Origin of the sequence: Deinococcus peraridilitoris DSM 19664, assembly GCF_000317835.1 — a bacterium.
Taxonomy (GTDB): Bacteria; Deinococcota; Deinococci; order Deinococcales; family Deinococcaceae; genus Deinococcus_A; species Deinococcus_A peraridilitoris.
This window is the reverse complement of the sequence record NC_019793.1, coordinates 25,712-39,555: the sequence shown is the minus strand read 5'-3', so window position 1 is coordinate 39,555 and position 13,844 is coordinate 25,712. Positions and strand designations below refer to the sequence as shown.

Annotated in this window: 11 protein-coding genes; 10 read left to right on the top strand and 1 reads right to left on the bottom strand. The window is 64.3% G+C overall.

Annotated features, from left to right (window positions below; all coding sequences use genetic code 11):
- Positions 1–40: 40 nt before the first annotated feature.
- The 9 genes from DEIPE_RS00170 (at position 41) to DEIPE_RS00130 (ending at position 11,218) form a co-directional block, all read left to right on the top strand.
- Entirely contained in the window at positions 41–3,448 is a 3,408-nt protein-coding gene (locus DEIPE_RS00170) for a glycoside hydrolase family 38 N-terminal domain-containing protein (protein WP_015233954.1), read from the top strand.
- A 53-nt stretch (positions 3,449–3,501) separates the two neighbouring features.
- Positions 3,502–5,247 (top strand): MBL fold metallo-hydrolase, encoded by a 1,746-nt coding sequence (locus DEIPE_RS00165; RefSeq protein WP_157448712.1) that lies wholly within the window; start codon positions 3,502–3,504, stop codon positions 5,245–5,247.
- Complete coding sequence (locus tag DEIPE_RS00160; protein WP_015233952.1) at positions 5,244–6,617, top strand: beta-N-acetylglucosaminidase domain-containing protein; 1,374 nt, start codon at positions 5,244–5,246, stop codon at positions 6,615–6,617. The genes DEIPE_RS00165 and DEIPE_RS00160 overlap by 4 nt, the downstream gene beginning before the upstream one ends.
- Positions 6,614–7,930: an amylo-alpha-1,6-glucosidase gene (locus DEIPE_RS00155; protein ID WP_015233951.1), complete on the top strand. Its 1,317-nt coding sequence runs from the start codon at positions 6,614–6,616 to the stop codon at positions 7,928–7,930. The genes DEIPE_RS00160 and DEIPE_RS00155 overlap by 4 nt, the downstream gene beginning before the upstream one ends.
- Before the next feature lie 118 nt (positions 7,931–8,048).
- On the top strand, positions 8,049–8,957 hold the full coding sequence (locus DEIPE_RS00150) for a carbohydrate kinase family protein (protein WP_015233950.1): 909 nt from the start codon (positions 8,049–8,051) through the stop codon (positions 8,955–8,957).
- Positions 8,954–9,619 carry a ThuA domain-containing protein gene (locus DEIPE_RS00145; RefSeq protein ID WP_015233949.1) on the top strand — a complete coding sequence of 222 codons (666 nt, stop codon included), beginning with the start codon at positions 8,954–8,956 and terminating at the stop codon, positions 9,617–9,619. Before DEIPE_RS00150 ends, DEIPE_RS00145 begins: the two co-directional genes overlap by 4 nt.
- 240 nt (positions 9,620–9,859) lie before the next feature.
- A complete protein-coding gene (locus DEIPE_RS00140) occupies positions 9,860–10,567 on the top strand; it encodes a Gfo/Idh/MocA family protein (protein ID WP_083865678.1) in 708 nt (235 codons plus the stop codon).
- A 35-nt stretch (positions 10,568–10,602) separates the two neighbouring features.
- Complete coding sequence (locus DEIPE_RS00135; RefSeq protein ID WP_041230602.1) at positions 10,603–10,845, top strand: hypothetical protein; 243 nt, start codon at positions 10,603–10,605, stop codon at positions 10,843–10,845.
- 112 nt (positions 10,846–10,957) lie between these two features.
- Positions 10,958–11,218 carry a hypothetical protein gene (locus DEIPE_RS00130; RefSeq protein WP_015233947.1) on the top strand — a complete coding sequence of 87 codons (261 nt, stop codon included), beginning with the start codon at positions 10,958–10,960 and terminating at the stop codon, positions 11,216–11,218.
- Between the two features lie 95 nt (positions 11,219–11,313).
- On the opposite strand, the gene DEIPE_RS21810 is transcribed toward DEIPE_RS00130, so the two are convergent.
- The gene (locus tag DEIPE_RS21810; protein ID WP_015233946.1) at positions 11,314–12,651 is read right to left on the bottom strand and encodes a beta-N-acetylglucosaminidase domain-containing protein; all 1,338 of its coding nucleotides are present in this window, start codon (positions 12,649–12,651) and stop codon (positions 11,314–11,316) included.
- Positions 12,652–12,848: 197 nt separating this feature from the next.
- Between DEIPE_RS21810 and DEIPE_RS00120 the strand changes: the two genes are divergently transcribed.
- Entirely contained in the window at positions 12,849–13,796 is a 948-nt protein-coding gene (locus tag DEIPE_RS00120; protein WP_015233945.1) for a glycoside hydrolase family 43 protein, read from the top strand.
- Positions 13,797–13,844: the final 48 nt, after the last annotated feature.

The window sequence follows — 13,844 nt, the reverse complement described above, 5'->3', positions numbered from 1 at the left end:
GGCTTGACTGCGCCTCCCGTTCTTTTGTTCCGGAGAAATCATGACGCAAACCATCTGGCAGATCGGTCGGAAAGACGGCCCCAGCCCTGACTTCCCGGACAATTACAAGACACCACTCGACTTCGGGGACGTCACCTGGACCGTTGGCGCTTCCGAAAACGTCTGGCCGCTCTACCAGCCGAGTGAAGCCGATCCGGAAGCGAACTACCTGCCACACCCTCGCCGGGTGGTTTTCGAACTGCCGCGCGTAGACGCAGTCGCGTACGAGCTCATCATCGATTACCTGATCATCGCGCCTCGCGTGCCGCACCTGAAACTGAACCTCAACGGCCAAGAGGGCGAAGTGTACCTCCGTCCGCGCGCGTCTACGAGTGGTGAAATCCGGCTGCTGTCCGGACTGCACACCACCCTGTACGCGGATGGCCATGCCCGCGTCACGCTGCCCGCCGCCTTGCTGCGTGAAGGCACCAACGAGCTCACCCTGACGGCCGTGGACGCGGGTGACGTGCTGATGGTTCACCATCCCGAGCGCATCAAACGACTTGACCGCATGGCGAACGGAGCCGGAATCATCTATCAGTACCTCGCGCTGAGGAGCCTGGATGAACAGCCCGCGCCGCGTCTGACGATCGACTCGTCGGTCCTGTACCGCCGCCACGGTGGACAACTGCAAAATCGAGTGGACATCGTCCTGCACGGCCCTGACCGCGACGAACTGAATCTCAGGCTGTCCGGCGAGCCTTTCGCCCTTGGCGCGAGGCGGCTTCCCTTCGGTGACTCGCGCTTCAGTGTCTGGATTCCCGACGGACCTGCCGACATCCCGTATGACGCCCGGCACGGCGCCAGCGCATGGAGTGGCACGCTGACCCGCAAACGCAAATGGACGGTGTACGTCGCCGCCCATTCCCACGTAGACATCGGGTACACCCACCGGCAGGAGGAAGTGGCCGAGCGGCACAACCGCAATCTCGACACGGCCATTCATTTCCTGGAAACCGGACACCCGAACTTCACCTATCATCTCGACTGCAGCTGGCCACTGGAGGATTACCTCAAAACCCGTTCCGCACCGCAGCTGCACCAACTGAGGCACTGGGTCAAGGCTGGGCGCATCAACATCGTCAGCGGCTACGCGGACGTGCTGACCCAGTTCGCCGCGCTCGAGGACCTGATCCGCAATGCCCACTTCAGCGATGATTTCCTTCGGCCCCTTGCCCGGCGCGCGGAGCTGGCCGCGGTCGTGGATGTCGCTTCGATCACCGCGAGCTATCCGGACCTGCTGGCAGGTGCGGGCGTGAAGTACCTCGTGCATGCCAACAACCAGGACCGCGGGCCTTTCCGCGTGAACGGCAACCTGCACCGCCAAAGTCCCTTCTGGTGGGAAGGTCAGGCGGGCGGGCGGGTCCTGACATGGCTCGCCAAAATGTACTGTGAGCTGCGCAAAGTCTGCGGCAGTCCGCCCACGCTCAGCAGTGCAGAAAGAGGCCTGAGCGTCTGGCTGGCAGAGTACGACCGTGCGGATTACGCTCCGGACTGTGTCCTGCTCTACGGACAGGAAGCGGACAACACCGACCTCGATCCGCAGCCAAACGAGTTCATCGAGCAGTGGAACAGCAGCTACGCCTATCCACGCCTGGTCGCCGCGGATCCCCGTGAATTCTTCGCACAGGTCGAGCGTTTTGCCGATCAGCTGCCCACCTTGCGAGGTGACGGCGGCGCCTACTGGGAAGATGGTGCACTCACCAGCCTGCAAGAAACCCTGCTGGCCCGCGAAGCGCAGGCCCGCCTGCCCGCTGCGGAAACCCTCGGTACGCTTGCGGCCATTCACGACCCGAAACTGCGGGCGGACGAGGGACAACTGCAGGACGCCTGGCGCGACTTGCTGCTGTACGACGAGCACACCTGGGGTGCCTTTCTGAGCGTCAGTGACCCGAATTCCCAGCTCGCCCACGACCAGTGGGACGTCAAGGCCAGCTGCGCGAGACGCGTCCGCCTCGCGGCCCGTCAGGCATTGCACGCCGCAGCGTGCCGCCACAGCCTGCAATGGAACACCGCCGGTCGTGAGGTGGTGGTGTTCAATCCGCACAACTGGGAAGTCAGTGCTTCCTGCCACGCCGAAGTGGCGCGAGGAGAAGCGCCACACGATCCCCGTACGGGCGAACAACTGCCGTACCGCGTTGTGAATGAGCATGCCACCCAGCGCCTGCTGGCCTTCCAGGCGACCGTGCCCGGGCTGTCCTACCGGCGATTCCCCTTGAAGTTCAGCCCTGAGCGCCCACCGGGTGTTTCGCGGGAGGTCACGGAGCACGCCACCGTGCAGTTGCGCAGCCCCCACTACCGCCTGATCTTTGACCTGAAGCTCGGCCGGATCACTTCACTCACCGACCTCGACGGCGATCACGAACTGCTCGGAGAAGGAGGCGCCGGAGCGCTGGTGTACGTTCGGGGTGGTGAAGGCAGCCGCATTCTCAGCAATCAGGCAGACCTGCCACTCGCACAGCTCGAGCAGGACGAGCAGTTCGACCTCCTTTACGCCGAGCTCGTGCAGGACGCGCTGGGTGAAACCCTTCGCCTGCACGCGACCGTACCGCAAGGTCAGTTGCAGCTCAGCGTGCACCTGAGCGCACACCACAAACGCCTGGACCTCGCCTACACCTATGACAAGCAGGCCACCAGCGCGCGCGAAGCGGCCTATGTCCGCTTTGACCTGAACGTGCCCGACGCCCGCGTGCTGTCCGACTCGCAGCTGGGATGGGTGGACTGGAATGCCAACCGCCTGCCGGGCGCCTGCGTGGAGTGGCTGCCCCTGCAAAGCGGCGTGCTGCTCGACAGTGCGCGAACGAAGGTGTTCATCGCGAGCCCGGATGTGCCGCTTTTTACTTCCGGTGACATCGTGCGCGGCACCTGGCCGAAAAGCAAAGTCATCCGCGGTGGGCGAATCTACAGTTACCTGCTCAACAACTACTGGCACACCAACTACCAGGCCCGGCAGGGCGGAGCGCTGCACTTTCGTTACTCCCTCACGAGCGACGCTACCCTGCCCCGGCAGGACGCCTCCCGCGTGGGACGCGAAGCGCGCCTGGGCCTGTACACCCAGCGCATCAGTTACCAGGACTTTCGGGAGGCGCACGCTCCATACGGGGATCCGCACGGCGGGTGCCTGGCGCAGGTCAGCGACAACGTCGCCCTGAGCGTGCTCAAGCCCGCCCGTGACGGTCGCGGCGTCATTTTACGCGTCCAGGATCTGCAAGGGGAGAGGCAACAGGCGAGTGTGCAGTTCATGGGTCGGCACATCACCGAGGTGGCGCAGTGCGATCTGCTGGAATACGACCTCTCGCTGCTGAAAGCTGACGCTGAACGCGTGGAGTTCAGCGTCCCCGCCTGGGGCCTGGCGACCATCCGGGTTGTTTTTGCCCCAGGGGAAAGCCAAGGAGCCGGTCATGGGTGAGGTACGGAGTCGCGGGTTCGGGTACCTCAGCGCCCTTTGGCGTGGGGGAAAAGATGCTTGAAGTGTGTCCGGGAGTGTACCGGCACACGGACAGCGCGCACGTGTACCTGATTCGTGACGCGGAGAACGCCGTACTGATCAACATCGGTGATGGCAGCGCCCTGGATCACCTGCCGCCGGGCATTGAGCAGGTTCGCGCAGTGCTCTTGACGCATCATCACCGCGACGTGGCCGCCGGGGCCGCGCGGGCCGCTGCCCACGGCATTGCGGTGTACGCGCCGGAAGGGGAATGCGGCAGCCTGCAGGGGGCGCCGCGGCTACTGAATCACGCGGATGCCCGCAACAACTACGACGGCAGACCGCGCGTGTGGAGCGTTCCGCAGGCCATCCACGCACGAGCGCTCCGTGACTACCGCACCTACCATTTCGGCTCGCTGAGCGTCGGCGTCCGGCCCACGCCCGGCGTGACGCCCGGCGCGGTCAGCCTGCTGTACCAGGGGCCGGACTTCAGCGCCGCTTTTACGGGCGATCTGCTCTTCGCACCCGGCCAGACCGCACGACTTACAGCGTCGCAATGGTCGTACAACGGCGGGGAAGGACTCGCAGCAAGCGTCCTGTCCTTGCTCGACCTCGCCGATCAGGAACTCACCCACGTGCTGCCCGCCCACGGCGATGTCATGAACGCTGAAGCGCTGAGCGTGACGGCCGAGGCGTTGTGGCCATTGCTGCAGCTGCGGCGGCACAATCCCCGCCTGCTGCAGCTGCGCGAGCAACCCTACCAGGAGCTGCGCCCCTGGCTGCTGATGAACCGCACCAGCCTCGCCAACGCTTACGTGCTGCGTTCACGCTCCGGGCGCGCACTCATGATCGACTTCGGGTACGATTTCTGCTTCGGCCAGGCGGGCAGCACCGAACGCGAAGCGCGCCGTCCGTGGCTCTACACCATTCCCTCGCTGCTGCGAAAGTACGGCGTGACCGGCATTGACGCGGTCATTCCCACGCACTATCACGACGATCACGTGGCGGGTATTGGGCTGCTGCGCGAGACCTACGGCGCGCAACTCTGGACAGCCGAGAACATCACGGACGTTCTCGCCAGGCCGGAGGACTACCGGCTGCCGTGCCTCTGGTTCGAAGGCATGTCTTCCGACCGTACCCTCAGGCTCGGCGAAAGCGTCGCTTGGCAGGAGTTTCGCATCACACCCCACGAGCTCACCGGTCACGCGCGCTACGCCTGTGCGCTGCTGGTTGAAGGCTATGGTGAACGCGTGCTGTTCGGCGGTGATCAGTACTCGGACGCGGACGGTCTGGGGCTGAATTACACTTACCCCAACTTGTTTCGCGAGGACGATTACCTGCGCAGTGCCCACCTGTACACGCAACTCCAGCCGGACCTGGTTCTCAGTGGCCACGCGGGCCCGCTCGTACCCTCCGGGGCATACTTGGAAGCCCTGCTGGCGCGAGGAGCGGCGCTGCAGGCGCTGCACGCCTCCCTTCAGCCGCTTGTCTCGCGTCTGCTGATGCGGGTCGAGCCCATTCGCGCGCCCTCAGGATCGACGATCACCCTCACCATCGAAAACCCCACGGGCAAAGCGTTTCAGGGCGAGCTGCGCGTGCAGGAAGCCAACAAGACGCCCGCTTGTCTTCGTGTCGACCTGTCCGCCAAGAGTGCGCAAACCTGGGACTTCTGCCTCACCGCAGACGAAGGGACGCGTGTGCACTTCGAACTGCGTGGTCAGCCCGGCGAACCGGCCCAGTACACCCACGCTTCCATCGGGAATGAAGGGCCCTCGGCATGACCTTTGGATGCCGAGGAATTCTCGAAGCGTTCTACGGCCGACCATGGTCCTGGGAAGAACGCCACACCATGCTGGACTTCATGCACGAGGAGGGCCTGGGAGCGTACCTGTATGCACCCAAGAACGACCCGATTCACCGCAACCGCTGGCAGGAACCGTACACAGACGAGGAGTGGATGCAGTTTCAACGCTTGAACGGCCACGCCCGTGACCTGGGCATCGAATTGATCTTCGGCCTGAGCGCTCTGGCCTTCCGGTACACCGAAAAGGCCCATCTGGGCGTTCTGCAGGGAAAAATCCGCGCGGCCCGTCAGAGGGGCCTGCGTTCGTTCGCGCTGCTGCTCGATGACCTGCCGGATCGATTCGAGCACGGCGATGACCGTCAGCGCTTCCCGGACCTTGCGCACGCGCAGGCGTGGCTCGTGAACGAACTGTTCCAGGAAGTGGCGCCCGACGGTCAGTTCTACTTCTGCCCCACCGAGTATCACGGTCCAGGCACGTCCGACTACCTGCGAACGCTTGGGGCGCGCCTGCCCGCCCGAGCGCAGGTCTTCTGGACCGGCAGCCAGATCTGCAGCCCGCGCCTCACCGAAGAAGAACTGCGTCGGGTTTCCGATGTGCTGCAGCGCCCCGTTGTCGTGTGGGACAACTTCCCGGTCAACGACCTCGATATGCAGTACGACCTTCATGTCGCGCCGCTCCGTCACCGCGCACCAGGTCTGGCCCGCGCGGCTGCGGGTTACTTCGCAGCTGCCGGTCCGCGCGTCTCTACCAGCCAGCTCGCCTTGCGCACCACGGCGGCGTATCTGCGTAATCCACACGGCTATCAGCCTGAGCCTGAATTCATGAAGGCAGTCCGTCGCGCTACCAGCAGCGAAAGCGAAGCTGCGGCGGTCGCGTTTCTGGCAGACCTCGCGCGGCGTCATCCACTCACAGACCGCAACGAAGTGCTGCATCACGCCCTGTGGCCAGACATCGATGCCTTCTGGGCCGCGCGGGGCGGTTCCGGAAAGCGGGCCGGGCCGGAGCTGCCCGGCCGACCCGTGCCAACACCGGTCACGCCGGACGAAGCGCCCTTGCGAAGCGCCGTGCAGGAGATGGAGCGGCACGCCTTCACCCTTGCGCACCTGCACGATCCTGCCTTGCGCCGGGACCTGGCACCCTGGACGGCCAAGCTCGCCGGCTGGGCGCGTGTCATGAAGTACGCGCTGGGCGCGCTCGATCATCCGCACGACGCCCGCACTCGCGAGTACGTCCTCGAGGAACTCGCGCTTGTGCGGGAGAATTTTCACTGGGTGGCGGGCGACACCTTTGATCACTTCGCGCGTCGCTGTCTCCGGGCAGCAGGCGAAACCGAGGAGCTCGCATGACAGGATCACCAGACCTCACCAGCGCGGCCCGCCAACTTGCCGAAGGAATCGTCATCGGAAACGGCAGCAGTATTGGTCTGCTCGGCTCCAGCACGGCCTACAAGCAAGTCTGGGCGCGTGACAGCATGATCTGCACCCTCGGCCTGATGCTGTGCGCTGACCCGGAAGGCAGCGAAATTTCGCGCCGCTCGATCCGCACGCTCGCCGCCTACCAGTCGCGTCTGGGAAACATTCCGCACAACGTCGGCTTCACCGGTATTCCCGATCCTGCCCTCGTCGCGCACGGTGGTGCGCTGCACGTTGGTGACGACGAAGCGAAAGTGGTGGTGGACACCGCGCATGCCGGCTGCATCGATAACAGCCTGTGGTTCATCCTGGGCAACGACTACGTCCACCGCACAGACCAGGACACCGAACGTCTGCGCCAGGTCTGGCCGCACATCGAGCGGGCGTACACCTGGCTCGAGTACCAGGACAGCAACGAGTGCGGTTTGCTGGAAGTGCACGAAGCGATGGACTGGGCGGATTTGTTCGCCAACCGCTACAACAGCCTGTGGCCGAACGTCCTGTGGTTTGCGGTGCAGCGCAGCATGGCCGCCATGAGTGACGCGCTCGGGCAGGACGGAGGGCCGTACCGTGAGCGTGCGCGCGACATCCGCTTCAAAATCAACACCTTATTGTGGGTCGGCGTGGAAGTCGAAAAAGACCTGGATTGGGTGGAGCGTCACCGCAAGGAATGGCTCTATCCCATTCGCCTCAGCACCACCGTGTTGCAGGAACGCCCGTATTACCTGCCTTACATGGCGTTTCGCGAGTACGAGGACCGCTTCGACACCTTCGGAAACCTCACCGCTATCCTGTTTGGTGTGGCGAACGAAGCCCAGACGCACCGGATTCTCGACTACATCGAATCTGCCGGTATCAACCAACCCTGGCCCGTCAAGGCGGTTTATCCCGCCGTGCAACCCGGCCAGAAAGACTGGCGCGAATACTACCGGCTGCGCAACCTGAATTTGCCCGACCAGTACCACAATGGCGGCCTGTGGCCCTTCATCGGAGGGTTTTACGTCGCGGCACTTGTGAAGGCCGGACGGCTGAGCGAAGCAGCGCGGCAACTCGAACGCCTCGCGCAGATGAACCGGATGTCGCGACTTCCGCAGGGGGAGTGGGACTTCAACGAATGGCACCACGGCCAGAGTGGTCGGCCGAGCGGCTTTCGTGGTCAGAGCTGGTCTGCGGCGATGTACATTTTCGCGCACGAAAGCGTCCGGCGAGGGGTGTGTCCGATCTTCAACCCCGACGGAGGATGGTGATGCACTGCGACACGCCGTACCCGGGAAGCGCATCTCGGCGAGGGAAGCAGTGGAGGCGTGACTCCAAGGAGCGCGGACCGCGCGGAATACATGCCCGGACCCGCAAGCTGCGGGAGTCATGGGGGCGTCCTTGAAACAGGTGCTCGCGTTTGGCGGGGTGGTCATGGACTTCGTGCAAGACGGCAGGGGAGGCTGGTCTGTTCGTGAGGGCGGAAGCGCCTGGAACGTCGCGCGCGCCCTCAGGGCCCTTGGTGTCAGGACCGCATTTATCGGCGCGCTGGGTGAGGACCCGTTCGCCGCTCAACTGCGCCGACAAGGCCACGCGCACGGGCTCGATCTGCAGTACTCGCAGACCGTGCGGGCCAACACCGCCTTGTCAGTGATTCACCGCACGCACCCCCCGCAGTACGTGTTCTACGCCGAGCACGCCGCCGATTCACAGTTCTCGCAGATGCCAGAGGCCGCCTGGCAGGACGTGAGCGCCGTCTACTTCGGTGGCATCACCCTGGTGCGTCAACCGGCGCGCGCGGCGTTCCTGCGGTATGCCCACGAGGCGCGGTCACGTGGACTCACGGTCGTGTACGACCCCAACTTCCGGGCGCCCGAGGCTGTCGCGTACCAGGAGACGTTCGAGGCCTACCTGCAACTCGCCGACCTCGTCAAGGTCTCCCACGAAGACCTCGCGGGGCTGCTGCCTCACCTTTCGCCTGACGAGGCCCTCGCGCATCTTCGTGCGCGGCGGCCCGACGCGACCATCCTGTTGACGCTCGGCGAGCATGGCGCGCGACTCATTACCCGCGACGCAGACCTGCATCACGGCGGCTACGAAGTCCGCGTTGCCGACACCGTGGGTGCCGGAGACGCCAGCATCGCAGGGCTGCTGTACGCGGTCCTGAAAACCGACCGTTCACCTCCCGACCGGCTGGCCTTCGCGCTCGCCTGTGGCGCGGCCGCCTGCACCCAAAGCGGGGCACATGCCCCCTCTCTTTCCGAAATTCACGGCATCTTGCAAGGAGCAACCCCATGACTCAGCCTCAACTGCGCGCCCTCATCATCTCCGGAGGCTGGCCCGGCCACCAGCCTCAGCAATTCGCCCAGCTCATCTCCCGGATGCTGCGGGAGGACAACGTGGACGTGACCGCCTCGGACACGCTGGACGTGCTGGGGGACACCGACGCACTCCAGGGGTACCAGTTGATCGTTCCGAACTGGACGATGGGAACACTCAGCGCAGAGCACAGCAGCAATCTGCGCGACGTCGTCCGTGGCGGCACAGGTTTCGCCGGGTTTCACGGTGGCATGGGTGACGCGTTCCGGACGGACACCGACTACCAGTTCATGACCGGTGGGCAATTCGTCGCGCATCCCGGCAATATTCGCGATTACCACGTCGACATTCACGACACATCGCATCCCATCACCCGGGGGCTGAGCGGTTTTGATTTGCGCAGCGAGCAGTATTACATGCACGTCGACCCGTCCAACACGGTGCTGGCTACCACCACCTTCGATGATGCGCACGCTCCCTGGATCGCGGGTACCGTCATGCCGCTCGCCTGGGTGCGCCGTTACGGTGAGGGGAGGGTGTTTTACTCGTCCATCGGACACGCTCCTGAGGAATTCGAGCATCCGACCGTTGCCGTGCTGCATCGGCGTGGTCTGCGGTGGGCAGCCAGGAACCTGGTATGAAGCACATCGGAGTCATCGGTGCGAGCAACACACACGGAATCTGCCTGCGCAACGCCGCCGGACTCACGCCTTTCCCGGCTTCCCTGATCGGACCCATTACAAGGGCGTACCGATTTCCTCACGACGCATGCCCGGCAGCCCGACCCCCTTCTTCGCGGGCGCCGGGGGCGGCTGAGCGACAACACCGGATGTGCGGGTGACGCCGGGTGGTTCCCGCGTCACGCTCCGCTCGGAGGAATCATGAAATCAGTTTTGCGATGGGGGTTTCTGGGTGCTTCACGCATCGGTCATGCGCTCGCGGGCGCCATGAGGTCTGCCGGGCACACCTTGCACGGCGTTGCGGTGCGCGATACGCAACGCGCTGCCAGTTACGCTGATAAACACGGCTTTGCCCGCACCTACGCCAGCTACGACGAGCTGCTGGACGATCCTCAGGTGGACGCCGTCTACAACCCGCTTGCCAATCACCTGCATTTTCCCTGGAGTGAGCGCGCGTTGCAGGCCGGAAAACACCTGCTGTGCGAAAAGCCGTTCATGCTCAGCGCCCACGAGGTGTCGCAGCTGAACCGGGTGGCGCGCCCGGCCCGTCTGGTTATCGCTGAAGCGTTCATGCACCGTCACCATCCACAGTACGCCGACGCGCTGGCGCTCATAGGGCAAGGTGAGCTGGGCGAACTGCGCAGCGCCAGCGCGTCACACCGCTTCACCTTGACCAATCCCACGGATTACCGCTGGCACGCCGAGTTCGGCGGTGGCGCCCTGTACGACGTGGGGTGTTACTGCGTCAGCGCCTTGCGTCTGCTGCTCGGCCGCGAACCTCAACGCGTCAGCGCCAGCCAGCACCTTCACGGCGATATCGACGCGACCCTGACCGGATGGCTTGATTTCGGATCGGGTTTCACCGCGCATTTCGATTGCAGCCTTGAAGCCCAGGGGGGCAGCACCTGACGCTGGCGGGTTCGGCCGGCAACCTGACGTTCGATGTGCCTTTCGGACCCTACAAACGCATTTCGACTGTGCAGGTGGGTGCCCGGACCATCACGTACGACGCGCAGGATCCTTATCAACGCATGATAGAGGACTTCGCTGACGCCGCCACCGGACAAAGCGCGCTTCGCTGGGGATTGCCGGACGCTTTTCTGCAGGCGCAGGTTCTGGATGCGCTCTTGCTCAGTGCCCGTTCGGGACAGACGGTCTCTCTTTCGCACGAAGCCCTGGAGGCCTGATGGGCGGTATCCGGGTGTCGGGGCCGGCCGCGCGTGGCCGGGAACAATTTCGCATGAAGGGCAACCGTGAAGACCTTTACCTGTCCCACGACCGTTCCCGCTACGATGAAGCATGAGTGACGAACACCAGCGCCTGGAGGAAAGCGAGCCGCTCGGGAAGTCGGTCGAGGACGTCGAGCGTGACAGCCAGAACCGCGTGAATCCCAGCGTTCCCCTGGAGCGGTTTCAGGATGGCGGAGGTCCGGTGGCGGCCGTTCCCCCGGTGAATGCCACCGGAAGCTGGCCCGGCACGACCGGCGTCGGCGCCACGCCTCCCGAAGTGCCCATCGGTCCACCCGTGCGCTCCTCGGAGGATGACGAAAAAACCCGCTGACGCTCACGGCCGGTGAACGTCAGCGTGCTTCCGGCGCCCGCGACGCCGCAGTCGGATCTGCATGCTGGTGACCTTTGGGGCCAGGCACCAAAGGGTCACCCGAGCCGAGTCAGTTGCTCGGCCAGCGCCCCAGCGAAGTGAACACCGTTCGGTTCGGTGTCCGTGCGTCCTTCGATGCGCCGGCGGAGACGACCGAGCTCTTCGAGCAGGTCGGTCAGGAAGGGATGAAGGTCGTACAGCAGTTCCCGGTGCGTGCCCGTCTCCAGTGCGTGCAGCACCCGCCGGAAGCGTTGCTGTGTTTCGTGCAGCAACGTTTCGTGCGGTAACGGGGCGTCCTGTGATCCGGGCGCCGCGTCCAGGATGGCCCGAAGGTCGCGCAGCAGGCGCAGCGCCCGCTCACCGGGGCCTTGCGGCAGGTACAGCACATCGGCGAGCCACGCGAGGTCCTCGATGGTGACCTGTGCGCCGGGGAATTGAAAGTATTCCGCATGCCAGGCGTTCAGGGCCCGTTGAAGCGAGGCCTCCGCCGACCAGTCCCCGTGGGCGTGTGCGTACTCGGCGAGGCTCATGAGCGGTACGTAGTTCAGTTCGTATTGATTGTTGGGGTTGCTGAGAATCCCGCGCAACTCGGCGCGCAGCTCCATCGGACGGCCACTGTACGGACCGAGGTGCGCGCGGCGCGGAGCGTAGTCGTTGGCGTGCAGGTTGTCCCATAAGACCGGGCGGCGTCGCAGCACCTCTGCCACTTCCCGAATGGACGCCGGAGAAATGTCCACCGACACCACTTCCGGACCCGTCCAGAGCAGTTCGATTTCGGGATCGAGCTGCTCCCCAAGGCGGCGCAGATACCTTGAGCGCGCCACGTCAGGTGCGGCCCGACGCGCACAGTATTCCGTGGGGCAAAAGAGAAACACTCCGGTCGTGCCTTGCTGCCGTAGATGACGCAGGGCCACATTGGCCGCGTCCGCCTGAAGTTCGGCCTGGGCGGCCCGGTCCGCGGCGTATGGAATGTCATCGAACAGCAGCGCGAAATGCCGGACGCCGAGCTGCGACACGCCGGTGAGTTTCGCCAGCAGGGCCTGCCGGTCGTGCGGATCGTCCCACTGCAGGTCGAGGCCGGGCGCCAGGGCGTACACGAACTGCACGCCCGCGTCCTGAGCGTTTTGCGCCAGCTTTGCCAGCACGGCGCTGTTCTCGGGAGGGTAAGGAGCACGCCAGCGCGCGCGGTGCCAGAGGTCGTCCTTGGGTGCATACATAAAGGTGTTCATGCCCCAGCGCGCCATGCGCTGAAACAGTGCGTGGCGTTGAGAGTCGTGCCAGGGCCGACCGTAAAAGCCTTCGATGACGCCCAACAGTTCCAGGGATTGCCGGAGACCTGAATTCGCCGTTGAGCCATCCTGCCCTTGCTGTGGGGCCGGTCGGGCATGGCTCATCGTGGGCTCCTGACGAAGCAACCGACGTGACCAAAGGCACGTCCGGCGGCCCGATGCTGTACACAGGTTGGCATTTGTTTAAAAGTATTAAACAACCTGCTGCATTTCAAGCGGTGCGGCGCAGTGAACGATCATCAGCGGGGCGGCACGGGCGGGCACGTGTCACTGCGCTGCGCCGTGCCTTGCTACGGTGAGGCATGAACACCCACGGCGTTGACCCAGGTGCAGGCTGGCTTTTCGCGTACTTTCGTGAAATTCACGGTGGCAGCGTGCTGGAAGAGTCCCTGCATTACGCTATCAGTCGTGACGGCCTCCACTTCACTGCCCTCAACGACAACCGGCCAGTGTGGAACGCCAGCATCGACAGCCAGCCCGTGGCCTTACGCGACCCGTTCATTGCCCGTGGCCTCGACGGTGATTACCGCCTGCTCGCCACGCACGCCGTTCCTACCCGCAGGCTGCCCGACGGCCACTACGAACGCCTTGACATCGGACTGGCGCCGCACACTGCCCCGGTCGACTTTCTGCATGCCCGCTCGACAGACCTGCTGACCTGGTATGACGTCCGCCTCATCCCGATTCTGCAGGACATACCAGGCGCGAAAAATCTCTGGGCACCCGAATTCGTGGTGGACCCCGTTGCGGGTGACCACCTGGTGATCTGGTCCACCTCGACCGGACCCAAAATGTGGTGGGACAAAGCCATCTGGTATGCACGCACGCGCGATTTCCTGACATTCACTGCTCCGCAGGTGCTGTTCGACCCGAAACTCAATATCATCGATGCCCACCTCCTGCCTTATGAGAACAGGTGGCACCTGTTCTACAAGCCTGACTCCAAGGACGATTCCAAACACATCCATATCGCCCACAGCGCATGCATCGACGGTCCGTACCACGATCTGGCCACCGGCATCACACCCACCATCACGGAGGGACCACACGTCGTCCGCCGCGACGACCTCGACGAATGGTGGCTGTACTACGATCATCCGTGGGAGAAGCACTACGGCCTGTCACGTTCCCGTGACCTGAAGCAGTGGACGGTCACCTCAGGCGCACAATTCCCTGAAGATGCCCGCCACGCCAGCATCATTCAATTGAGCGCCGAGGAGTGCACGCGTCTCCTTCGTGCGTTCGGCTGACCGAGAAAACACGGCGTGGCCCGAACAGCGAGTTCTGCAGTCTGGAGA

Bases quoted from the DNA above. Each gene is read 5' to 3' on its own strand.
- DEIPE_RS00170 (WP_015233954.1), top strand. From the start codon at position 41: ATGACGCAAACCATCTGGCAGATCGGTCGGAAAGACGGCCCCAGCCCT.
- DEIPE_RS00165 (WP_157448712.1), top strand. From the start codon at position 3,502: ATGCTTGAAGTGTGTCCGGGAGTGTACCGGCACACGGACAGCGCGCAC.
- DEIPE_RS00160 (WP_015233952.1), top strand. From the start codon at position 5,244: ATGACCTTTGGATGCCGAGGAATTCTCGAAGCGTTCTACGGCCGACCA.
- DEIPE_RS00155 (WP_015233951.1), top strand. From the start codon at position 6,614: ATGACAGGATCACCAGACCTCACCAGCGCGGCCCGCCAACTTGCCGAA.
- DEIPE_RS00150 (WP_015233950.1), top strand. From the start codon at position 8,049: ATGGGGGCGTCCTTGAAACAGGTGCTCGCGTTTGGCGGGGTGGTCATG.
- DEIPE_RS00145 (WP_015233949.1), top strand. From the start codon at position 8,954: ATGACTCAGCCTCAACTGCGCGCCCTCATCATCTCCGGAGGCTGGCCC.
- DEIPE_RS00140 (WP_083865678.1), top strand. From the start codon at position 9,860: ATGAAATCAGTTTTGCGATGGGGGTTTCTGGGTGCTTCACGCATCGGT.
- DEIPE_RS00130 (WP_015233947.1), top strand. From the start codon at position 10,958: ATGAGTGACGAACACCAGCGCCTGGAGGAAAGCGAGCCGCTCGGGAAG.
- DEIPE_RS21810 (WP_015233946.1), bottom strand. From the start codon at position 12,651: ATGAGCCATGCCCGACCGGCCCCACAGCAAGGGCAGGATGGCTCAACG.
- DEIPE_RS00120 (WP_015233945.1), top strand. From the start codon at position 12,849: ATGAACACCCACGGCGTTGACCCAGGTGCAGGCTGGCTTTTCGCGTAC.